Source organism: Streptomyces sp. NBC_01334 (genome assembly GCF_035983595.1).
Lineage (GTDB): Bacteria > Actinomycetota > Actinomycetes > Streptomycetales > Streptomycetaceae > Streptomyces > Streptomyces coriariae.
Genome location: NZ_CP130718.1, coordinates 1,988,023 through 2,009,333 on the forward strand (window position 1 = coordinate 1,988,023; position 21,311 = coordinate 2,009,333).

General features: G+C 72.7%; 17 protein-coding genes and 1 pseudogene. 4 read left to right on the forward strand and 14 right to left on the reverse strand.

Annotated elements, in window-relative coordinates; translation table 11 throughout:
* Window positions 1-5 precede the first annotated feature (5 nt).
* From OG736_RS08995 to OG736_RS09010, 4 genes are read right to left on the reverse strand one after another with little or no spacing between them, the layout of a single operon-like run.
* Window positions 6-1,091, reverse strand: coding sequence for an ABC transporter ATP-binding protein (locus OG736_RS08995; RefSeq protein ID WP_327181975.1), 1,086 nt, complete (start codon window positions 1,089-1,091; stop codon window positions 6-8).
* Between the two features lie 3 nt (window positions 1,092-1,094).
* Window positions 1,095-1,907: an ABC transporter permease gene (locus OG736_RS09000; protein WP_327181976.1), complete on the reverse strand. Its 813-nt coding sequence runs from the start codon at window positions 1,905-1,907 to the stop codon at window positions 1,095-1,097.
* Complete coding sequence (locus OG736_RS09005) at window positions 1,895-2,791, reverse strand: ABC transporter permease (protein ID WP_327181977.1); 897 nt, start codon at window positions 2,789-2,791, stop codon at window positions 1,895-1,897. Before OG736_RS09005 ends, OG736_RS09000 begins: the two co-directional genes overlap by 13 nt.
* Window positions 2,788-3,948 carry an ABC transporter substrate-binding protein gene (locus OG736_RS09010; protein WP_327181978.1) on the reverse strand — a complete coding sequence of 387 codons (1,161 nt, stop codon included), beginning with the start codon at window positions 3,946-3,948 and terminating at the stop codon, window positions 2,788-2,790. The genes OG736_RS09005 and OG736_RS09010 overlap by 4 nt, the downstream gene beginning before the upstream one ends.
* Window positions 3,949-4,159: 211 nt before the next feature.
* On the opposite strand from OG736_RS09010, the gene OG736_RS09015 reads away from it, so the two are divergent.
* Complete coding sequence (locus OG736_RS09015; protein WP_327181979.1) at window positions 4,160-4,900, forward strand: GntR family transcriptional regulator; 741 nt, start codon at window positions 4,160-4,162, stop codon at window positions 4,898-4,900.
* Between the two features lie 374 nt (window positions 4,901-5,274).
* Here the strand turns inward: OG736_RS09015 and OG736_RS09020 are convergent, their stop codons facing one another.
* The 7 genes from OG736_RS09020 to rpe form a co-directional block, all read right to left on the reverse strand.
* Window positions 5,275-5,727: an Lrp/AsnC family transcriptional regulator gene (locus OG736_RS09020; protein ID WP_020128883.1), complete on the reverse strand. Its 453-nt coding sequence runs from the start codon at window positions 5,725-5,727 to the stop codon at window positions 5,275-5,277.
* A gap of 10 nt (window positions 5,728-5,737) precedes the next feature.
* Window positions 5,738-7,213 carry an amino acid permease gene (locus tag OG736_RS09025; protein WP_327181980.1) on the reverse strand — a complete coding sequence of 492 codons (1,476 nt, stop codon included), beginning with the start codon at window positions 7,211-7,213 and terminating at the stop codon, window positions 5,738-5,740.
* 315 nt (window positions 7,214-7,528) lie between these two features.
* Window positions 7,529-8,968, reverse strand: a complete 1,440-nt coding sequence (locus OG736_RS09030; protein ID WP_028806693.1) for a GuaB1 family IMP dehydrogenase-related protein — start codon at window positions 8,966-8,968, stop codon at window positions 7,529-7,531.
* A 131-nt stretch (window positions 8,969-9,099) separates the two neighbouring features.
* Window positions 9,100-9,405: a barstar family protein gene (locus tag OG736_RS09035; protein ID WP_327181981.1), complete on the reverse strand. Its 306-nt coding sequence runs from the start codon at window positions 9,403-9,405 to the stop codon at window positions 9,100-9,102.
* Entirely contained in the window at window positions 9,402-9,821 is a 420-nt protein-coding gene (locus OG736_RS09040) for a guanyl-specific ribonuclease (protein WP_327181982.1), read from the reverse strand. The genes OG736_RS09035 and OG736_RS09040 overlap by 4 nt, the downstream gene beginning before the upstream one ends.
* Window positions 9,822-9,870: 49 nt before the next feature.
* Window positions 9,871-10,914, reverse strand: a complete 1,044-nt coding sequence (locus tag OG736_RS09045; RefSeq protein WP_327181983.1) for a sugar-binding transcriptional regulator — start codon at window positions 10,912-10,914, stop codon at window positions 9,871-9,873.
* A gap of 90 nt (window positions 10,915-11,004) precedes the next feature.
* Entirely contained in the window at window positions 11,005-11,691 is a 687-nt protein-coding gene (gene rpe, locus OG736_RS09050; protein ID WP_327181984.1) for a ribulose-phosphate 3-epimerase, read from the reverse strand.
* A gap of 161 nt (window positions 11,692-11,852) precedes the next feature.
* On the opposite strand from rpe, the gene OG736_RS09055 reads away from it, so the two are divergent.
* Both OG736_RS09055 and argG read left to right on the forward strand, forming a co-directional pair.
* Complete coding sequence (locus OG736_RS09055) at window positions 11,853-13,997, forward strand: MMPL family transporter (protein ID WP_327181985.1); 2,145 nt, start codon at window positions 11,853-11,855, stop codon at window positions 13,995-13,997.
* 42 nt (window positions 13,998-14,039) lie between these two features.
* Window positions 14,040-15,494 (forward strand): argininosuccinate synthase, encoded by a 1,455-nt coding sequence (argG, locus tag OG736_RS09060; RefSeq protein ID WP_327181986.1) that lies wholly within the window; start codon window positions 14,040-14,042, stop codon window positions 15,492-15,494.
* Window positions 15,495-15,582: 88 nt separating this feature from the next.
* Here argG and OG736_RS09065 read toward each other — a convergent pair whose 3' ends face one another.
* Both OG736_RS09065 and fmt read right to left on the reverse strand, forming a co-directional pair.
* Window positions 15,583-17,010 (reverse strand): RsmB/NOP family class I SAM-dependent RNA methyltransferase, encoded by a 1,428-nt coding sequence (locus OG736_RS09065; protein WP_327181987.1) that lies wholly within the window; start codon window positions 17,008-17,010, stop codon window positions 15,583-15,585.
* Window positions 17,011-17,177: 167 nt separating this feature from the next.
* Window positions 17,178-18,110 (reverse strand): methionyl-tRNA formyltransferase, encoded by a 933-nt coding sequence (fmt, locus tag OG736_RS09070; protein ID WP_327181988.1) that lies wholly within the window; start codon window positions 18,108-18,110, stop codon window positions 17,178-17,180.
* A gap of 222 nt (window positions 18,111-18,332) precedes the next feature.
* Between fmt and OG736_RS09075 the strand changes: the two are divergent.
* A pseudogene (locus OG736_RS09075) lies at window positions 18,333-18,824 on the forward strand (hypothetical protein); the annotation flags it as partial.
* Between the two features lie 329 nt (window positions 18,825-19,153).
* Here OG736_RS09075 and OG736_RS09080 read toward each other — a convergent pair.
* The gene (locus OG736_RS09080; protein ID WP_327181989.1) at window positions 19,154-21,307 is read right to left on the reverse strand and encodes a primosomal protein N'; all 2,154 of its coding nucleotides are present in this window, start codon (window positions 21,305-21,307) and stop codon (window positions 19,154-19,156) included.
* Between the last annotated feature and the right edge of the window lie 4 nt (window positions 21,308-21,311).

Below are 21,311 nucleotides of genomic sequence, written 5' to 3' on the forward strand. Positions count from 1 at the left end.
AGGGATCAGGACGTACGTTCGGCGACGAGCACCGGGCGGTCGGGCAGCGACAGGCCCACCGCGGCGCCCGCGGTGAGCTCGGCGGCCTCGTGGGCCGGCAGGTCGGCCTTGACCTCGGTGCCGTCGGCGAGCCGGACGGTGACGCGGACGGCCGCGCCCAGGAAGGAGGTGGCGACCACGCGCGCGTCCCCGGCGTCCTCGGCCCGCACCCCCACCGCCTCCGGCCGTACCAGCACGTCCACCTCGGTCGCGGCCGGGATCCTGCCGTCGACGGGCAGCCGGCGCCCGAGCACCTCGACGGTCTCGCCGTCGAGGTGTCCCGGGATCCGGCTCGTCGTGCCCACGAACTCGGCGACGAAGGCCGTGGCGGGCCGGCCGTACAACTCGGCCGGGGCGGCGCACTGTTCGAGCCGTCCGGCCTGCATCACGGCGACCCGGTCCGCCATGGACAGGGCCTCCTCCTGGTCGTGGGTGACGAACAGGGTGGTGATGCCGAGCTCCTGCTGGAGCCGCCGGATCTCCTCGCGCAGGGTCAGCCGCACCTTGGCGTCGAGCGCGGAGAGCGGCTCGTCCAGGAGCAGGACGCGCGGGCGCAGGGCGAGGGCGCGGGCCAGGGCGACGCGCTGCTGCTGTCCGCCGGAGAGCTGGTGCGGGAACCGTGCGCCCTTGTCGGCGAGACCCACCAGCTCCAGCAACTCGGCGGCCCGGGACCGCCGTTCGGCGGTGCGCACCTTGCGCATGCGCAGCCCGAACGCCACGTTGTCGAGGGCGTCGAGGTGCGGGAAGAGGCTGTACGACTGGAACACCATGCCGGCGTCCCGGCGGTGGGCCGGCACCCGGGTGACGTCCTCGCCGTCGACCAGCACCTCGCCGGCATCGGGGTGTTCGAACCCGGCGAGCATCCGCAGCGCGGTGGTCTTGCCGCAGCCGGAGGGGCCCAGCAGGGCGAGGAGTTCACCCGGCCGGACGGTGAGGTCGAGGCCGTCGAGGGCGACGGACGGCCCGAACTCCCGTCGCAGGCCGCGGAATTCGACGGTCGCAGCCTTCGTCGTCGGCTCCGTCGTCGTCGCTGTCTTGTCGAGCACGGTCATGGTTCATCCCCGGGAAGTAGGACGGGTGCGCCCGCCGAAACCGGCGAGGACGAGGAGCAGCACCCAGGTCACGAGCAGGCTGAGCACGGACACGGCGACGGACAGCTGGGCCTGCGAGCCGCTGACGTTCACGATCCAGACGGCGAAGGGCTGGAAGCCGAGCAGCTGCGCCACGGTGAACTCGCCGAGCACCAGGGCCAAGGTGAGGAAGGAGGCGTTGAGCAGCGCGCCGCGCAGGTTGGGCAGGACGGCCCGGACCAGCGCCTGCGGCCAGCCTGCCCCGCAGCTGCGGGCGGCCTCGACGAGGGTGCCCACATCGACGGAGCGCAGCCCCGCGTCCAGGGCCCGGTACACGAACGGCAGCGCCATCACGACGTACGCCAGGACGAGCACCACGGGGAAGTCGGGGTTCTGGATCGCCACGAAGGTCTGGAACAGCGGCGTGCGCGAGAGATGCTCCGGCCCCCATTTCAGCACCGTCCCGATGCCGGCGACGAACGCGATCGGCGGCACGACCAGCGGCAGCGAGCACACCACCTCGACGACCGGCCGCAGCCGGGGCGCGCCCAGCCGCAGCGCCACCATGGCCGGCACCATCAGCAGCAGGACAACGGCGATGGTGGCGACGGCCAGCTCCAGCGAGAGCAGCAGACTGGATCCGAAGCCGTCGGTGGAGAAGATCCGGGTGTAGGCGTCGAAGGTGACGCCCTGTCCGGGCACGTCGACGGTGAAGACGACCGACGCGGCCAGCGGGACCAGGAAGTACAGTCCGGCGAGGCCGAGGACTCCCCACCGCCACAGGTTCAGGCGAGCCATCGCGCGCTCCGTCGTTGCAGGGGCAGATACACCGCCATGACCAGGCCGGCGACCAGGACCATGTCGAGGCTGAGGGCGAGCGCCACGTTCTCCTGGCCGACGAGCACGTTGCCGGAGATGGCGTCGGCGATCTGGAGGGTGACCAGCGGGACGGAGCTGCCCACCATGGCGGCGGCGGTGGCGTACGCGGCGAAGGCGCTGCCGAAGAGCAGCACCAGGCCGCCGAGCAGCGAGGGCAGCAGGACGGGCAGGGCGACATGCCGCCAGTACTGCGCGGGGGTCGCGCCGTTGTTCTGCGCCGCCTCGCGCCACTGGGAGCGCAGGCCCTCCAGGGCGGGGGTGATGGTGAGCACCATCAGCGGGATCAGGAAGTACAGGTAGACGATCACCAGTCCCCAGAAGCTGTACAGGTCCCAGCCGTGGTCGGTGAGGCCGAAGTGCCGGGTCAGCACACCGGCGTTGCCGAGCGTGGCGACGAAGGCGAACGCCAGCGGGACGCCGCCGAAGTTGGCCAGCACCCCGGACGCGGTGAGCACCGCCTCGCGCAGTGCGCGGAAGCGGGAGGTCACGACGGCCTGGGCCAGCGGCAGTCCGAGCAGCGCCCCCAGCCCCGCCGACACGGCGGACAGCTTCACGCTGCCGAGCAGGGCCGTCAGATACGCGCCCCGCAGGGAGGCCGTCAGGTTGTCGGCCGTGTACGAGGTGGCGCCCGTCGCCGGGTCCTTGGCGGTGAACGCGCCGTCGAGCATGGCCATGGCGGGCAGCCCGAAGGCGAGCGCGGTGAAGGCGAGCAGCGGGACGACGGCGAGCCAGCCGAGGGCACGGCGCCGCCGCTTCACCGGAGCGGCGGGCGCCATGTCGACCCGTACGGCGGTGGAGGTCATCCGGAGACGGCCTTGGCCCAGCCCTGCCCGAGGACCGTCTTGGCCTTGCTCTGCTGGTCCTCGGTCGGGAAGGTGGGCGCCCCGGAGACCTCGGGCAGCTTGGCCGCGGCCGTCTTGTCGAGGGTTCCGGCCTTCTCCATGGCGGTCATCAGGGCCGGCCGGGCGTACCCCTTGAGCCACAGGTTCTGGCCCTCGGCGCTGTAGAGGTACTCCTGCCACAGGCGGGCGGCCGCCGGGTGCGGGGCGTCCTTGTTGATCGCCTGGGAGTAGTACTGGGAGAACTGGCCGTCGCTGGGCACCGACACCTTCCAGTCGACGCCCTTGGACTTGAACTCGTCGGCGTATCCGGCGTTGAGGTAGTCCCAGTCGATGCTGATGGGCGTCTCGCCCTTCTCGACGGTGGCCGGGGTCGACTCGACGGGCGTGTAGTTGCCGTTCTTCTTCAGCTCGGCGAAGAAGTCGAGGCCGGGCTGGATGTCGTCGAACGAGCCGCCGCTCGCGAGGGAGGCCGCGTAGACGCCACCGAAGGCGGAGCCGGACTTGGTGGGGTTGCCGTTGAGGGCGACCTGGCCCTTGTACTGCGGCTTGAGCAGATCCGCGAAGGTGGTCGGACAGGTCTTGACGCGCTTGGCGTCGCAGCCGATGGAGATGTAGCCGCCGTAGTCGTTGTACCAGCGGGCCTGCGCGTCCTTCTGCCCCTCGGGGAGGTCGGCGTACGACGCCACCTTGTACGGCGCGAGCAGCCCCTGCTGGGCGGCGCTCAGCGCGAAGGAGCTGCCGAGGTCGAGGACGTCCGGCGCGCGGCCCTGGCCCTTCCTGGAGGTGACGGCGTTGATCTCGTCCTGGCTGGAGCCGTCGGGGTTCTCGACCGCGACCTTGATGCCGTACTTCTTCTGGAAGCCGTCGATGAGGGCGCCGTAGTTGGCCCAGTCGCGGGGCAGCGCGATGGCGTTCAGCGTGCCCTCCTTCTTCGCCGCCTTCACCAGGGCGTCGAGGCCGCCGAAGTCGGCGGCGGAGGTGGCGGTGGCGGCGTTCTTGCCGTCGGCGGTGGTGGAGGTGCTGGTGTCGGGGGCGGCGCCACAGGCGCTCAGGGCGAGTACGGCGACGGCGGCGAGGGCACCGCCACGAACGGCTGTTCTCGGCAGGGGCACGGTCACGGCTTCTCCAGGGGACGCGCGAGAATGCAGGAGATGAGGGCAACTTGTCTGAACAAGTTGGCCTCAGTACGCACGCCGCTGGTGTCCCCTTCGTAAACACTGGCGAAACCCTGAGCCCCGATTTCACGCACAGTTGCGGTGGAAGCCGAGCAGCTCCGCAGGTCGACTAGGCTGGTCAAACTGTGTACAGCCGTCGACGCAGAGGGGAAGCATGGCCGCGCGACACGAGGAGATCGCCGACGCACTGCGCCGGGCGATCGACCGCGAGGAGTACGCGGTCGGGGCGCGGCTGCCCGCCGAGACCGACCTCGCCGCCCGGTACGGCGTCTCGCGCGGCACCATCCGCCAGGCGGTCGCGGCGCTGACCTCCGAGGGACTGATCGGCTCCCGCCAGGGCGCCCGCCGCGTGGTCCTGGCCAGCCGCCGCAGCCAGAGCTTCGCCGAGTTGCGCAGCTTCGCCCAGTGGGCGCGCGCGATGGGCCGCGAGGCGACCGGCCGGGTCGTCGCCCAGGAGTACCGCCCGGCCGGCACCGAGGACGCGGTACGCCTCCAACTCCGCGACGGAACACCCGTGTTGCACGTCCTGCGGCTGCGCGGCCTGGACGGCGATCCGGTGCTCCTGGAGCGGACCGTGTACGCGGACTGGATCTCCCCGGCCGTCGAGTCGATCGAGCCGGACTGCCCCTCCGTGACCCAGCGCCTCCTCGACGACACCGGCCTGGTCTTCGCCTACGGCGAGCATGTCATCGACGCGGTGGCGGCGGGCGCCCAGGACGCCGAACTGCTCGCCATCCGCCGCACGAGCCCCCTGCTGCGCGTCCGCCGGGTCACCACGACCCGCGAGGGCCGCCCGGTCGAGTGGTCGGACGACCGCTACCGCTCGGACGCGGTCAGCTTCAGCGTGCACAACTCGATCGGAAACAACGCACTGGCCCGGAAGACGGCCGGGTAGGGCCTGCCCGCCCCGGATCGGCCGACGCCACCCAGGGCGGGCACGACGCGACCCGGCACGGCGCGGCTGAGCCCTGCGCGGGGCGGCGGGGCGGACTCGGCGCGGGCGGGCTCGGCGCGGGCCGGGACGGCAGGAGGCAGGCCGGCACGGCGGGGGCGGGCCTCGGCTCGGCGTCGGCCGGGACGGCAGGGGGCAGGCCGGCACGGCTGAGGCCTGCGCGGCTCGGCCTCGGGCCGGCACGGAACGGCTCAGCGGCTCGGACCGGCGCGAGCCACGCCGGATCGGCTCAGGTGGGCCGGATCGGCCAGGGCGGCGCGGGCCGACCCCGATCGGCTCAGGCGGGCCCGGACCGACTCAGGACGGTCCGGTTCCGCTCAGGTCGGTGAGCCCGCGGAGAAGCGGCGCAGGAGCGGCGACAGCACCAGCACGGACTTCGTCCGTTCCACGAACGGCTCCCCCGCGATGCGCTCAAGCACCCGCTCGAAGTGGCGCATGTCGGCGGCGAAGACCTGGGCGACGGCGTCCGCCTCCCCGGTGACGGTGGACGCGGCCACCACCTCCTGGTAGCGCTCCAGGCCCCGCTGGATGGTCTCCGGTGAGGTGTTGCGCCGGCAGTAGATCTCGACGAACCCCTCGGTCTCCCAGCCGAGGGCCGCCGGGTCGACCCGTACGGTGAAGCCGGTGATCGCCCCGGTGGCCCGCAGCCGGTCCACGCGCCGCTTCACGGCAGGCGCGGACAGGCCGACCAGTTGCCCGATGTCCGCGAAGGAGCGGCGGGCGTCCTCGGCGAGGGCGTGCACGATGCGTTCGTCGAGATCGTTCAGCACAGTGGGTTGATCACTTCTCAGATGGTGCGGGCGCTGCGAGGCGGGAGCGGCGGTGGCCGTAAAGGAAGTAGAACACGAGCCCGACCGCCATCCAGACTCCGAAGACCACCCAGGTGACGGCCGAGAGGCTGCCCATCATCCAGACGCAGAAGGCGAGCCCCAGGGCCGGCAGGACCGGCGAGAGCGGCACCCGGAAGGTCCGGGGCATCTCGGGACGGGTCCGGCGCAGCACCACGACCGCGATGTTGACCAGCCCGAACGCGAACAGCGTACCGATGCTGGTGGCGTCCGCCAGCTGGCCCAACGGGATCGCGGCGGCCAGCACACCGCAGAACAGCGACACGATCACCGTGTTCGTGCGGGGCGTGCCGGTCTTCGGGTGGACGCGGGAGAACACCTTGGGCACCAGGCCGTCCCGGGACATCGCGAAGAGGATGCGGGTCTGGCCGTACAGCACGGTCAGGACGACGCTCGCGATGGCGATGACCGCGCAGAAGGCGAGCAGGGTGCCCCAGAAGGACTGGCCGGTCACCTCGCGCATGATCTGCGCGAGCGCGGCCTCGGAGTCGCCGAACCGCTGCCAGGGCTTGGCGCCCACGGCGACGGCCGCGACGAGGACGTACAGCGCCGTCACGATGACGAGCGACAGCATGATCGCGCGGGGCAGGTCGCGCTGCGCGTTCTTCGCCTCCTCACCGGCGGTGGAGGCGGCGTCGAAGCCGATGTACGAGAAGAACAGCGTCGCACCGGCCGCGCTGACGCCCGCCATGCCCAGCGGCATGAAGTGCTCGTAGTTGCCGGAGCGGAAACCCTGGACGCCGATGGCACAGAACATCACCAGCGCGGCGATCTTCACGGCCACCATGACGGTGTTGGCGCGCGCCGACTCGCGGGCGCCGCCGAGCAGGAAGGCCATGGCGAGCAGGACGACGATGAGCGCCGGCAGGTTGAAGATGCCGCCGTCCCCGGGCGGCGCCGACAGCGCGTCCGGGATGGTCACGCCGATCGTCCCGTCGAGCAGCTCGTTGAGGTACTCGCCCCAGCCGACGGCCACGGCGGCGACCGACACGCCGTACTCCAGGACCAGACACCAGCCGCAGATCCAGGCGATCAGTTCGCCCATCGTCGCGTACGCATACGAGTACGAGGAGCCGGCGACCGGGATGGTGCCCGCCAGCTCGGCATAGGACAGGGCCGAGAAGAGCGCGGTGAGTCCGGCGATCACGAAGGAGAGCGTGACGGCGGGACCGGCCTTGGGCACCGCCTCGCCGAGGACGACGAAGATGCCGGTGCCGAGGGTGGCGCCGATGCTGATCATCGTGAGCTGCCACAGCCCGAGGGAGCGCCTGAGGGAGCCTCCCTCGCCCTGGCCACCCTCGGCGACCAGGTGTTCCACGGGCTTGCGCCGCATGAGACGCGCGACGGGCCCCGGGGACGCGGGGGCGGTCCGACTGCGTTGTTGCGGGGGTGCGCCTTGATCGAGCACGCGCTGACTCCTTCGTCGCTGCCTCTCGGCGTGACGGGAACCGGCGGCACACCTGCGCGAGCAGGAACCCACCGAGCGGGGTCCCCGCCACGCTACGTACAGCGCACGACCCTACGAGCAGGGCCGTAGCGCTTGTAATGCTGCAACCTTGCGCACACACGCAAGATCATTGCGTCTATCGCACAGGGATGCCTATTCATTGCAGGCCGACCGAACGCGCCCCATGGGGGGCGCGGGGAACTGCGCGACCAGCCACAGCGAACCCGCACCCGAAAGACGACGATCAGCACCGTTCACACGCGCCGACCAGCGGAGCTACCAGCTGGCGTGCAGCGGCTTGCCCTCCGCGTAACCGGCCGCGCTCTGGATCCCGACGACGGCCTTCTCGGCGAACTCCTCGAGAGAGCCCGCGCCCGCGTACGTGCAGGAGGAGCGGACGCCCGCGATGACCGAGTCGATCAGGTCCTCGACACCCGGGCGGGCCGGGTCGAGGAACATCCGCGAGGTGGAGATGCCCTCCTCGAACAGCGCCTTGCGGGCACGGTCGTACGCCGACTCGTCGGAGGTGCGGTTGGCGACGGCGCGCGCGGACGCCATGCCGAACGACTCCTTGTAGAGCCGGCCGCCCGCGTCCTGCTGGAGGTCGCCCGGGGACTCGTAGGTGCCCGCGAACCACGACCCGATCATCACGTTGGACGCACCGGCGGCCAGCGCCATGGCGACATCGCGCGGGTGCCGGACACCGCCGTCGGCCCACACGTGCTTGCCGTACTTCTTCGCCTCGGCCGCGCACTCCAGGACGGCCGAGAACTGCGGTCGGCCCACACCGGTCATCATGCGGGTGGTACACATGGCGCCCGGTCCGACGCCGACCTTGATGATGTCGGCGCCCGCGTCGATCAGGTCCTTGACGCCCTCGGCGGAGACGATGTTGCCGGCGACGATCGGCACCCGCGGGTCGAGCGAGCGCACGGTCCGGATCGCGCTGATCATCGACTCCTGGTGGCCGTGCGCGGTGTCGATGACGAGCGTGTCCACGCCCGCGTCGAGCAGCTGCTTGGCCTTGCCCGCGACATCACCGTTGATACCGACGGCCGCGGCGACGCACAGCTTGCCCGCCGCGTCGACGGCCGGCGTGTACAGGGTGGCGCGCAGGGCGCCCTTGCGGGTGAGGATGCCGGCGAGCTTGCCCTCCCGGTCGACGGCCGGGGCGTAGCGCCGGTTGGCCGCGTCGAGGGTGTTGAAGGCCTCGCGCGGGTCGATGTCGGCGTCCAGGAGCAGCAGGTCCCGGGACATGACGACCTCGAGCTGGGTGAAGCGGTCGACCCCGCTCAGGTCCGCGTCGGTGACGACACCGACCGGGCGGAACTCCTCGTCGACGACGACACCCGCGTTGTGCGCGCGCTTGGGCAGCAGGGCCAGGGCGTCGGCGACCGTCTGGTGCGGGGCGAGCACGATGGGGGTGTCCAGCACCAGGTGGCGGCTCTTGACCCAGGTGATGACGTCGGTGACGACGTCGATCGGAATGTCCTGCGGGATCACCACCAGCCCGCCGCGACGGGCCATGGTCTCGGCCATCCGGCGACCGGCCACGGCGGTCATGTTGGCGACGACCAGCGGGATCGTGGTGCCCGTGCCGTCCGGGGCGGCCAGGTCGACAGCCTGACGCGACCCGACCGCGCTGCGGCTCGGCACCATGAAGACGTCGTCGTAGGTGAGGTCGTACGCGGGCTGGATGTCGTTGAGGAAACGCACGTGCTGCACATCCCAGTCGATCAGAGGTGACCCCCGGACAGGTCAGCCAGGGGGAGAAGCACGTACTTCATTCTCCCACGACGGCCGCGATGCGATGCCCGGACAGAACGTCCAAGCAGCTCAGGGGGGTCTTAGGAGGATCCTCCGAGGGCCAGCAGCACGGACAGCGCCGGCACCTGGTCGACCGCCTGGGCGAACACGTCCTGCGCGATCACCCACTCCTGCGGCCGCGCCTCGGCGTACGGCCGCCAGTTCCGTACGACGATCTGGAGCCCGCCGTCCCCGGGCGGGGCCTGGAGGTCGGTGAGGCTGTCGGCGAGGGCGTCCCAGTTGCGTCCGAACCAGTCGGGCAGGCCGAGAGCGTCGGCGCAGCGGTCCATCAGGGCGGCCTTGTCGGTCACCCCGTCCAGATCCAGCGTGACCACGAACTGCGTCATCTCAGCACCGCCCGGAACGTGTCGTAGTGATCATCGGTGTAGTAGATCTCGTCGCCCTGCCCGGTGACAACGCGTCGGGCCCCGCGGTCGCGCGAGCCCGGCGTCTCGACGGTGTACTCGTGGTAGTACCCCCGCTGGTGCGCGGGCAGCAGCCCCTCGAAGTTCCCGAAGACGGCGCCGTCCTTGGCGTACGGGAAGGGGCCGCCGCCGTCGATGAGCCTGAGTGTCCGGCGGGCCTCGGCGGGGAGCTCGGACTCCCGGACCGTGGCCAGGTCACCGGCCCAGGACGGCTCGGCGGCCCGGGCGACGGCCGGGGTGGAGTCCTGCGGGCCCGGCCGCCCCGTCGTACAGCCGGTGAGCAGGGCGAGCGGGAGGAGCAGGCACACAAGCACGCGGGGGACGAACCGCAGCAGCATGCGTTCGATGCTGTCACGGCCGTCCCCTCATGGCCTGCTTCCGGGCGGGTCAGATCCCGTCCGGGTCCGCACGGCCCAGGGCGGGCTTCGGGGTCGGCCCCGCCGTCATCAGGTAGTCGGCCGCCGACGTGTCCGTCACCAGGCTGGTGACGAGCCCGGAGCGGAGCACCGCGTCGATCGCGGCCGCCTTGCGCTGCCCGCCCGCGATCGCGACGACCTCGGGCACCCGGCGCAGCTGGTCGGTCTTGACCGTGATGCACCGCTCGCCCAGGTCCCGACCGACCCGGCGGCCCTCGGCGTCGAAGAGGTGCGCGGACATCTCGGCGGCGACCCCGAGCGAGGCGTAGTGTGCCCGCTCCTCGTCGCTGAGCATGTCGTGCACCGTCGAGATGCCCGGCTCCCAGGAGCCGATGGAGACACAGGCGACCGTGACCTTGTCGAAGTACTCGAAGGCGCGGGCGATCCCGGTCTGGTGGCGCAGCGCGGCCGCGGTGGCCGCGTCCGGCAGCAGCATCGGCGCGTAGATGGGGTGCGCGTCGCCGCCGGACACCTGGGCGGCACGGCGGACGGCCTCGACCGAACCGCGCTCCGCGGTCCCGGCGTCGTAGACACCCGTCAGCTGCACGACGGTGCACGGCGGCAGCCGGTCCAGCGCCGCCGCCATGTGAATGGTGGACCGGCCCCAGGCCAGCCCCAGCACGTCCCCCTCGTCGACCAGTTCGCCGAGCAGGTCCGCTGCCACTTCCCCCAGGTTCTCGGGGTCCGTGGTCTCCTCGGCCTCGGCCGGGGACTCGACCACGACGGCGTGCCTGAGGCCGTAGCGGGCGCGGAGCGCGTCCGAGCGCTCCGCGTCCAGCTCGGCCGGCACGCGGATCTCGATCCGTACGAGATCCCGTTCGAGGGCGGTCTCCAGGACCCGGGCCACCTTGAAGCGGCTGACGCCGAACTCCTCCGCGATCTGGATCTTGGACTTTCCCTCAAGGTAGAAGCGGCGGGCCATGGCCGCCGCCTGCACCAGCTCAGCGGGTCCCATCCGCATGGCTGACCGGCCCGCCGACATACCCGACACGGCGTTCTCCTCACTGCTGTTCACACTCTGGATACGCCGTTCATCCTCGCAGATCCGGCGCAGTTGATCAGCTCTGTTGGGAGCCGTTCACATACCTGTCGGTAAGTGGTTGGTTCAGTGTCCACATGCCCAGGAGGCGCCGGCGGTCGCCGCCTCCGCCTGAGCCCGCAGGCCACGGACCGCCTCCGCCGGGTCGTCCGCCCCGTATACGGCCGAGCCTGCCACGAACACGTCCGCGCCCGCCTCGGCGCACCGCTCGATCGTCGAGGCCGAGACCCCGCCGTCGATCTGGAGCCACAGGTCGAGGCCGTGCTTGCTGATCAACTCGCGGGTGCGGCGGATCTTGGGGAGCATGATGTCGAGGAAGGCCTGGCCCCCGAAGCCCGGCTCGACGGTCATGATCAGCAGCATGTCGAGTTCGGGCAGCAGGTCCTCGTACGGCTCGATGGGCGTCGCCGGCCTGAGTGCCATGGAGGCACGGGCGCCCTTCGCCCGGATCTCGCGGGCGAGCCGCACGGGTGCGGCGGCGGCCTCGACGTGGAAGGTGACGGACGAGGCACCCGCCTCGACGTACTGCGGGGCCCAGCGATCGGGGGCCTCGATCATCAGATGGCAGTCCAGCGGGGTGTCCGTCGCACGGGCCAGTGACTCTACGACCGGCACACCGAGCGTGAGGTTCGGGACGAAATGGTTGTCCATGACGTCGACGTGGAGCCAGTCGGCTCCGGCGACCGCCTCCGCGTCGTCCGCAAGGCGGGCGAAGTCGGCGGACAGGATGCTGGGGTTGATCTGCACGGCCATGACCCAAGCCTGCCATGCCCTCCGGGGGTTGCGGGCATCGGTCCCACGGGGGGAGCGTGGTTCGTCGCCCGCGGACCGGCTGTGGCTGATCGCGCGGCTCCCCGCGCCCCTTGCGGGAGGCGGGCGAACACGGCGGCGACGGAACGGCTCGGAGGGTAGTCATGGCCGAGAATCGCGGTGTCGCGCACCTGGTCTGCGGGCGGCGCGCCAAGTGGCTGGTGCTGGCGTTGTGGCTGGTGGTGCTGTTCCTGACGGCACCCTTCGCCCAGAAGCTCACCGACGCCCAGGACAACGACGCGGCCTCCTGGCTGCCGGGATCGGCGGAGTCCACCCAGGTGCTGGAGATCTCGCAGGACTTCAGGCCCGAGCAGATCCCCGCGGTCGTCGTCTACGCCCGCGACGGGGGCCTGACGGCCGAGGACCGGGCGCAGATCACCGAGGACGCGGCGCAGCTCAGGCAGCTCACCGACCACGGCATCCGCGGCGCCGAGACCCGCGGCCCGGTCTACGACCGCCCGGCCGACCCGCGCGCCGCCCAGATCTACGTGCCGATCACCATGGACGAGCAGGGCTGGGAGCGCATCGCCCCGGCCGTCGACTCCATCCGTGACGTCGTCGGCGACGGCGGCGCCGGTCTGGCGGTGCACATCACCGGACCCGGCGGCACCTCCGCGGACTTCTCCGAGGCCTTCGAGGGCATCGACTCGACCCTGCTGCTGGCGGCGATGGGGGTGGTCGTCGTCATGCTCCTGATCACCTACCGCAGCCCCACCCTCCTCGTCGTCCCGGTGCTCGCCGTGGTCGCCGCCCTGTTCACCGCGCAGGCGCTGATCTACTTCCTGGCCGAGTACGCGGGCCTGACCGTGAACGGTCAGAGCGCCGGCATCCTCACGGTGCTCGTGTTCGGCGCGGGCACCGACTACGCCCTGCTGCTGGTGGCCCGATACCGGGAGGAGCTGCGCCGGCACGAGGACCGGCACGAGGCGATGGCCCTGGCGCTGCACCGCGCGGGCCCCGCCGTCCTGGCGTCCGGCGCCACGGTCGTCCTGAGCATGCTGATGCTGCTGGCCGCCGAGATGAACTCCACCCGCGGGCTGGGCCCGGTCGCGGCCATCGGCGTGGCGGTCGCGCTGCTGGCGATGATGACCCTCTTCCCCGCCCTGCTGGTGATCTGCGGTCGCTGGATCTTCTGGCCGGCGATCCCGCACTTCGGCTCCTCGGACCCGACCGAGCGCGGTGTCTGGGCCCGCACGGGCCGTGGCATCGCCCGCCGCCCGCGCATGGTCTGGGCCGTGACGGCGCTGGTCCTGGCGGTCTGCTCGCTCGGCCTGATCCAGCTGCGCGCCGAAGGCATCGGCAACGCGGACGCGTTCACCGGCAAACCGGACTCGATCACGGGCCAGGAGGTGTCGGCGAAGTACTTCCCGGCGGGCAGCGGCGACCCGCTGGTCGTCATCGCCGACCAGGCCCGTGCCGGGCAGGTGAAACGCGCGGTCGCGGGGACGGAGGGCGTGGTACCGACGTCCCTCGGCCTGCCGCCGGGCACGAAACCCGTCCACGACGGCCAGGTGCTGTTCGAGGCGACGATGACCGACCCGGCCGACAGCGAGGCCGCCAAGCAGACCGTGGAACGGGTCCGGGACGCCGTCCACGAGATACCCGACGCCGACGCCAAGGTGGGCGGCGGCACGGCGGCGCTGCTCGACATGGACAAGGCGACCACCCACGACAACCTGGTGATCATCCCGCTGGTCCTGGCCGTGGTCCTGCTCATCCTCGGCGCCCTGCTGCGCGCCGTGATCGCCCCGCTGCTGCTGGTCGGGACGGTGATCCTGTCCTTCGCGGCGGCCCTGGGCCTCAGCGCGCTGGCGTTCCGCCATCTCTTCGACTACGCGGGCGAGTCGACGGACTTCCCGCTGTTCGTCTTCGTGTTCCTGGTGGCCCTGGGCATCGACTACAACATCTTCCTGACCACCCGGATCCGCGAGGAGGCCGCCCGCCAGGGCACCCGGCAGGGCGTGGTGACCGGTCTGGCGGCCACCGGCTCGGTGATCACCTCGGCGGGCCTGGTCCTGGCCGGCACCTTCGCGGCCCTCGCCACGCTGCCCATGGTCGCCTTCGCGGAGATCGGCTTCGCGGTGGCCCTGGGCGTCCTCCTGGACACCTTCATCGTGCGGTCGGTGCTCGTCACCTCACTGTTCCTGGACATCGGACCGAAGATCTGGTGGCCGCACCGGCTGGCCCGGGAAAGCCACCCGACCCTGTCGAAGGACCCCGCGCAGCCGGCCGAGAGCACCGAGACCTGAGCACCCTTTGCATGACCATGCGAGTTCATGCATAATCTTCCTATGTCCAAGGTCCTCACCTCCCTTCCCGCCGGCGAGCGCGTCGGCATCGCCTTCTCCGGCGGGCTCGACACCTCGGTCGCGGTCGCGTGGATGCGCGACAAGGGTGCCGTCCCGTGCACCTACACCGCCGACATCGGCCAGTACGACGAGCCCGACATCGCCTCGGTGCCCGGCCGCGCGAAGACCTACGGCGCCGAGATCGCGCGCCTGGTCGACTGCCGCGCCGCACTGGTCGAGGAGGGCCTGGCCGCACTCACCTGCGGGGCGTTCCACATCCGCTCGGGCGGGCGCGCCTACTTCAACACCACGCCCCTCGGCCGTGCCGTCACCGGCACCCTCCTGGTCCGGGCGATGCTCGAGGACAACGTCCAGATCTGGGGCGACGGCTCGACCTTCAAGGGCAACGACATCGAGCGGTTCTACCGCTACGGCCTGCTGGCCAACCCGCACCTGCGGATCTACAAGCCCTGGCTGGACGCGGACTTCGTGACCGAGCTCGGCGGCCGCAAGGAAATGTCGGAGTGGCTCGTCGCCCACGACCTGCCCTACCGGGACAGCACGGAGAAGGCGTACTCCACCGACGCCAACATCTGGGGCGCCACCCACGAGGCCAAGACCCTGGAGCACCTGGACACCGGCGTCGAGACCGTCGAGCCCATCATGGGCGTGCGGTTCTGGGACCCGTCGGTCGAGATCGCCACCGAGGACGTGACGATCGGCTTCGACCAGGGCCGCCCCGTGACGATCAACGGCAAGGAGTTCGCCTCCCCCGTCGATCTGGTGATGGAGGCCAACGCCATCGGCGGCCGCCACGGCCTCGGCATGTCGGACCAGATCGAGAACCGCATCATCGAGGCCAAGAGCCGCGGCATCTACGAGGCGCCCGGCATGGCCCTGCTGCACGCGGCCTACGAGCGTCTGGTCAACGCGATCCACAACGAGGACACCCTCGCCCAGTACTACAACGAGGGACGGCGCCTCGGCCGGCTCATGTACGAGGGCCGCTGGCTGGACCCGCAGGCCCTGATGGTGCGCGAGTCGCTGCAGCGCTGGGTCGGCGCGGCCGTCACCGGCGAGGTGACGCTGCGACTGCGGCGCGGTGAGGACTACTCGATCCTCAACACCGTCGGCCCGGCCTTCAGCTACCACCCGGACAAGCTGTCCATGGAGCGCACCGAGGACTCCGCGTTCGGCCCGGTGGACCGGATCGGCCAGCTCACCATGCGCAACCTCGACATCGCCGACTCGCGCGCCAAGCTGGAGCAGTACGCCACGCTCGGTCTGATCGGCACCGGCAGCCCCGCGATCGGCGCCGACCAGGCGGCCGCGACCGGTCTCATCGGCACCATGACGGAGCTGCCGGAGGGTGGCGCCGAGGCCATCGCCTCCCGCGGCGAGGTCTCCGACGACGACCAGCTGCTGGACCGCGCCGCGATGGAGTTCGGCACGGACTGACCCCCGCTGGGGCACCCGCCCGCGAAGAAGGCCGGCCCCACGCCGTGGACGTGGGGCCGGCCTTCTCGCGTGTCCGTGCGTGCGGGCCTCAGCCCGTCTTCCTGATCAACGCCAGGTACATGGCGTCGGTCCCGTGCAGATGCGGCCACAGCTGGACGTCGGGCCCGTCACCCAGCTCCGGTACGCCCGGCAGCAGCGGCCGCGCGTCGATCAGCTCGGCCTCCGGATACTGCTTGAGGACGTCGGAGACGACCGACCGGGTCTCGGCGAGGTGCGGCGAGCAGGTGGCGTACCCGACGACGCCCCCGACCCGCACGGACTCGAGCGCGGTCCGCAACAGCCCGCGCTGGAGCGGCCCGAACCCGTCGAGGTCCTCCGGCCTGCGCCGCCAGCGCGCCTCGGGCCGCCGCCGCAGGGCGCCGAGGCCCGTGCACGGCACGTCCATCAGCACCCGGTCGAAGGTGCCGGGCCGCCACGGCGGCCGGGTCCCGTCGGCGGCGATGACCTGGTAGGGCCCGGGGTTGCCGGCCAGTGCCTTGGCGACGAGCCCCGCGCGGTGCGGCTGCTTCTCGGAGGCGAGCAGCGCGGCCCCCCGCTCGGCGGCGAGGGCGGCGAGCAACGCCGCCTTGCCACCGGGGCCGGCGCATCCGTCCAGCCACTTCCTGTCGGGCCCGTCGAGCGGCACGTTCGCCAGCGCGAGCGCCACGAGCTGGCTGCCCTCGTCCTGCACACCCGCTCGCCCGTCCCGTACGGCGTCGATGGCCCCGGGCTCACCGCCCTCGGTGAGCCGCACGGCGTACGGCGACCAGCGCCCGGCGACCGAGGCCTCCTCCCGGAGCAGCTCCTCGGTGGTGGCCCGCCCGGGCCGGGCGACGAGCGTGACCTCGGGCCGCTCGTTGTCCGCCGCCAGCAGCTCCTCGATGCCGGCCCGCCCGCCGCCGAGGGAGTCCCACAGCGCGGAGACCACCCAGCGCGGGTGCGAGTGCACCACGGCGAGGTGGTCCTCGGGATCGTCGTCGTAGGGCGGAGCGACCTTGTCGAGCCACTCGTCGAGATCGTGCGCCGCGACCTTGCGCAGCACGGCGTTGACGAACTTGGCGCGTCCGTCGCCGAGCACGACCCGGGCGAGCTCGACGGAGGCGGACACGGCCGCATGGGTCGGGATACGCGTGCCGAGCAGCTGGTGCACGCCGAGACTCAGCACGTCGAGGACCGGCGGGTCGACCTCGCGCAGCGGCCGGTCGACACACGCGGAGATGACGGCGTCGTACGTGCCCTGCCGGCGCAACGTCCCGTAGACCAGCTCGGTGGCGAGGGCCGCGTCCCGCGCGTCGAACTTGTCGGGTCCCTCCTTCTCGCGCGCCTTGCGCAGCAGCGGCGGCAGCACGAGGTTGGCGTACGCGTCCCGCTCGTCCACGGCCCGCAGCGCCTCGAAGGCGAGGATGCGGACGGGGTCCTTCTGAGGCCGGCGGTAGGGCTTGCCCGGCTTGCGGGAACGGTGGGGCTGGTCGCTCACGAAAAGGTGCTCCGGATTGCAGAAGAAAAGAAGGAAAAGGCGGAAAGGTGCGTCCAGCGTACGTCGGTGGTGCGCCGGACGGACTTGCCGACCGGGGCCCGCGGTCCGGGGGCGGGGCTCACGGACTCGGCGGGGCTCACGGACCGGACAGGGCTTGTGCAGGAGCGTTACGCCCCGACGGCCTCCCCGTCCACGATCCGGGCGCCCCGGGCCCAGTCGGCGGCCCGCATCGGCTTCTTGCCCTGCGCCTGCACCCACAGCAGCTCGACCGCGTACGAGCCGGTGCCGACGTGCACGCTGTTCTTGCCGACGAGAAGCGCGCCCGGGGCGAGATCGGTCCGCTCGGGAACCGGCTGGACCTGGATGAGCTTGAGCCGCTCCCCGCGGAAGACGGTCCAGGCGCCGGGGGCGGGGGTGCAGCCGCGCACGACCCGGTCGACCCGCAGAGCCGGGGTGGCCCAGTCGACCTGAGCGTCCTCGACGGTGATCTTCGGCGCGAGGGTGATCCCCTCACCCGGCTGCGGGACGGCCTTCAGCGTGCCGTCCTCGATCCCGTCCATGGTCGCGGCGAGCAGCCCGCTGCCGGCGAAGGCCAGCCGGGTGAGCAGGTCACCGCTGGTGTCCGTGGGCCGGATCTCCTCCGTGACCGTCCCGTAGACCGGCCCCGAGTCGAGTCCCTCCTCGATCAGGAAGGTGGAGGCGCCGGTGATCTCGTCCCCCGCCATGACGGCATGCTGCACGGGAGCGGCCCCGCGCCAGGCCGGCAGCAGCGAGAAGTGCAGGTTGACCCAGCCGTGGGCCGGGATGTCCAGCGCCACCCTGGGCAGCAGCGCCCCGTAGGCCACGACGGGACAGCAGTCGGGCGCGATCTCCCTCAGCCGCTCCAGGAACTCGGGATCGCGCGGCTTGGCCGGCCTCAGCACTTCGATGCCCGCCTCCTCGGCGCGCTGGGCGACGGGAGAGGCGATCAGCCTGCGCCCCCGTCCGGCCGGCGCGTCGGGCCGCGTGACGACGGCGGCCACCTCGTGCCGCCCGGAGGCGATCAGAGCGTCCAGGGCGGGAACGGCGACCTCGGGGGTACCGGCGAAGACGAGCTTCATGAGTGGGCGGGGCCTCTCGGGCGGGACGGACGACGGGCGACGCACAAGTTTATGACGCCGGCCGGGCAGGCCGCCGACGGGCGGGAGGCCCCACGAGCCGCGCCCTCCGGGGGCGTACGCATACGCCCGTACGCCCCCACACCGTGACCAGCGGCGCGAACCCGCGTTGGTCAAGAAAGAGTTGACCACACCTTCTTCAACGCCGGTTCGAGAGGCTTGTTCATGGCCGACCATGCAACCCACGACGCCCAGGCCCGGGCCAGCCTGCACTTGCTGGTGCGGGACATCGAGCGCGTCCGACGGCAGGTGGACGCACTGCGCACCCTCACCGCCCAGCTGGGCAACGTCTACCGCCCCCGCCGCTCCGGCCCCTCCACGGGCTTCGTCGTCTACGGACGCGCCCCCGCCCCCACGGTCCGCCTCGCCCAGGAGCTGCGGGACAGCGTCGAGACCCTGGTCACCGCGGCGGTGGACTTCGACCGTTCGCTCGGCTTCTCGTGGGACGCGGTGGGCTCCGCCCTCGGGGTCACCAAGCAGGCCGTACACCGCCGCTACGGCGCCCGCCGGGCCGCGGCCCAGGCCGCCACCGCCGAGGCCGAGCGACCCGCCGAGCCCACCGCCGCCCGCACGGTCACCGTCAACACGGGCATCCCGACGGTTCCCACGGTTCCGGCCGCCCGCTCGATGCCGACCCAGCCGACGGCCGGGAGCCCGGCCCTGCGCGACGCCGGCGCCCCGGCCCTGCGTGAGGCCTGCAGCCCTGCCTTGCGCGAGGCCGGCGCTCCGGCACTGCGCGACGTCGGCAGCCCTGCCTTGCGCGAGGCCGGCGCTCCGGCACTGCGCGACGTCGGCGCCCCGGCCCTGCGTGACGAGGCGAGGCCGACCGCCTTCCCCGGCCCGCGCAACGGCTGACGCGCCGCATCCCGCACCGAGCACTTCCCCACCCCGTCCCCTCCCCACCCTGCCCTCTCGGCCCACGCCCGAGAGGGCAGTCGCACATCCGGCCCTCCCCCGCCGCACCGGCGCCGACTCCGCGTCGTCCCTCAGCCGATGTCCGGCGGATCGACCCGCACCCGCACGGCCTCCTCGCCGCCCCGCGCCATCCGAGCCGCCTGCGCGCTCTTCAGCGCGGCAGCCAGCGCGGCGCCCCTCCCGGGCGGCACCCGGAGCAGCGCCCGCTCCCACTCCTCCCCTGGTGGCGGCGCCCCCGGCCGCCGTGGCCGCCCCGCCGGGCCCGTCGGCACCGGAACCGGCCCCAGCAGCTCCGCCTCCGGCGGCAGTGCGACGGCCTCCAGGAAGGCGGTCACGGCCTCCGCCGTCCCCGACACCGCCGCCATCCGCGACACCGGCGGAAAGCCCAGCTCGGCCCGCTCGGAGAGCTCCCGCACCGCGTGCCCCACCGGATCCCATCGCACCAGCGCCTGGACGGGCCGCAGGGTCGGCTCGGCGACGACGACCACGGTTCCCCCCTCCCCCGACGGCCGTACGAGCGCGGCGGCCGCGATCCAGCGGCGCAACGCGTCCTCCCCGGCCCTCAGGTCGGGCCGCCCGAGCATGGCCCAGCCGTCCAGCAGCAGCGCGGCCGCGTACCCGCCCTCGGCGACCGGCTCGGCCCCGGGCGTGGACACGACGAGCGCGGGCGCCCCCGGCACGGTGTCCAGCACCTGCTCCCGGCCCGACGTCCGCACCGGCACGGCGGGAAACGCCCGCCCCAGCTCCTCGGCGGTCCGCCGGGCCCCGACGACCTGGGCCCGCAAGCGGAACGAGCCGCACTCCGGACAGTGCCAGGCACTCTCCTCACGCCCGCACCAGCCGCACCACACCGCACCCCCGTCCCGCGCCTCCAACGGCCCGGAGCAGTGCCGGCACCGGGCGGCGGCCCGGCACTGCGCACACGCCATCCGCGGCACATAGCCCCGCCGGGGCACCTGGACGAGCACCGGCCCGTGCCGCAGCCCCTCCCTGGCCGCCTGCCAGGCGAGGGTGGGCAGCCGGGCGGCCCGGGCGGCCTCGTCCCGCGCGAGGTCCTGGTCGCCCACGGTGCGCACCAGCGGAGCGCTGTGCCGCACCTGCTCCCGTGCGGCGATCAACGGCCGCGCCCACCCGCTCTCGACGAGCTGCGCGCCCTCCACGGTGCAGCTCCAACCCCCCATCAGGAAGCCGCACTTGTCCTGCGCGGCCCGCAGCAGCAGCACCTCGCGCGCATGGGGCTGCGGCGCGTGCTGTTCGCTGTGGCTGTCGTCCCCGTCGTCCCAGAGCGCGACCAGACCGAGGTTCTGGACCGGCGCGAACATCGCGGCACGCGTCCCGACGACCGCCCGCACGGAGCCCCGCCGCACGGCGAGCCACTCCCGATACCGCTTCTCGGGCCCGGCGTCCGCGGTGAGCAGGGCATGCCGTCCCTCCCCCAGCAACGCCGTCAACGCGGCGTCGACCCGTGCGGCGGCCCGCCCGTCGGGCACGACGACCAGGGCCCCGCGCCCCGAGGCGAGCGTCGCGGCGACGGCCCGCGCCAGCTCCTCGCTCCACCGGGGGCCCGGCAGCGCGTTCCACACCGCCCGGGGCGCGCCCCCGGACGCCAGCGACTCGAGGAACGCGCCCCCTCGCTCGTACCGCCCCCAGGACCCGGCCTCCGGCGCCCCCGGCGGCGGCAGCGGCGCCGGGGAGGGGCGCTGCTCGGCGCGCGCGTTACGTGGCGGCACGGCGAGCTGAAGGACGTCGGCCAGGCTTCCCGCGTACCGGTCGGCGACGGCCCTCGCCAGTCCCAGCAGCTCCTCGCTCAGCACCGGCTCGGGCGACACCACCTGGGCGAGCGCCGCGAGCGGCCCGGAGTAGTCCGACGCGGCGAGCCGCTCGACGAGGAACCCGTCGATGAGCCCCCCGCCCTCGCGCCGCCCTTCCCGCACCCGACCGCGCCCTGCCCCGAACCGCACCCGCACCCGCACCCCCGGCTGGGCGTCGGCGTCCAGCTCGGCCGGCACCGCGTAGTCGAAGTACCGGTCCAGATGCAGCACACCCTTGTCGACGAGCACCCGCGCGACCGGCAGCTCCTCGGCCAGCGCGGCCCCCCGCCAGGTCCGGGGCTTGGCCCGCGGCGTCTTGGCCTGCCGCACGCTCTCCCGGATCAGCGCGAGCTGCTCGGGCGGCGCGCCCTCCCCGGCCGCACCGCCGTCCCCCTGCCCGTTCTCGCTGCTCACGCTT

Bases quoted from the DNA above. Each gene is read 5' to 3' on its own strand.
- OG736_RS08995 (WP_327181975.1), bottom strand. From the start codon at position 1,091: ATGACCGTGCTCGACAAGACAGCGACGACGACGGAGCCGACGACGAAG.
- OG736_RS09000 (WP_327181976.1), bottom strand. From the start codon at position 1,907: ATGGCTCGCCTGAACCTGTGGCGGTGGGGAGTCCTCGGCCTCGCCGGA.
- OG736_RS09005 (WP_327181977.1), bottom strand. From the start codon at position 2,791: ATGACCTCCACCGCCGTACGGGTCGACATGGCGCCCGCCGCTCCGGTG.
- OG736_RS09015 (WP_327181979.1), top strand. From the start codon at position 4,160: ATGGCCGCGCGACACGAGGAGATCGCCGACGCACTGCGCCGGGCGATC.
- OG736_RS09035 (WP_327181981.1), bottom strand. From the start codon at position 9,405: ATGACGCAGTTCGTGGTCACGCTGGATCTGGACGGGGTGACCGACAAG.
- OG736_RS09040 (WP_327181982.1), bottom strand. From the start codon at position 9,821: ATGCTGCTGCGGTTCGTCCCCCGCGTGCTTGTGTGCCTGCTCCTCCCG.
- rpe (WP_327181984.1), bottom strand. From the start codon at position 11,691: ATGGCCGTGCAGATCAACCCCAGCATCCTGTCCGCCGACTTCGCCCGC.
- OG736_RS09055 (WP_327181985.1), top strand. From the start codon at position 11,853: ATGGCCGAGAATCGCGGTGTCGCGCACCTGGTCTGCGGGCGGCGCGCC.
- argG (WP_327181986.1), top strand. From the start codon at position 14,040: ATGTCCAAGGTCCTCACCTCCCTTCCCGCCGGCGAGCGCGTCGGCATC.
- fmt (WP_327181988.1), bottom strand. From the start codon at position 18,110: ATGAAGCTCGTCTTCGCCGGTACCCCCGAGGTCGCCGTTCCCGCCCTG.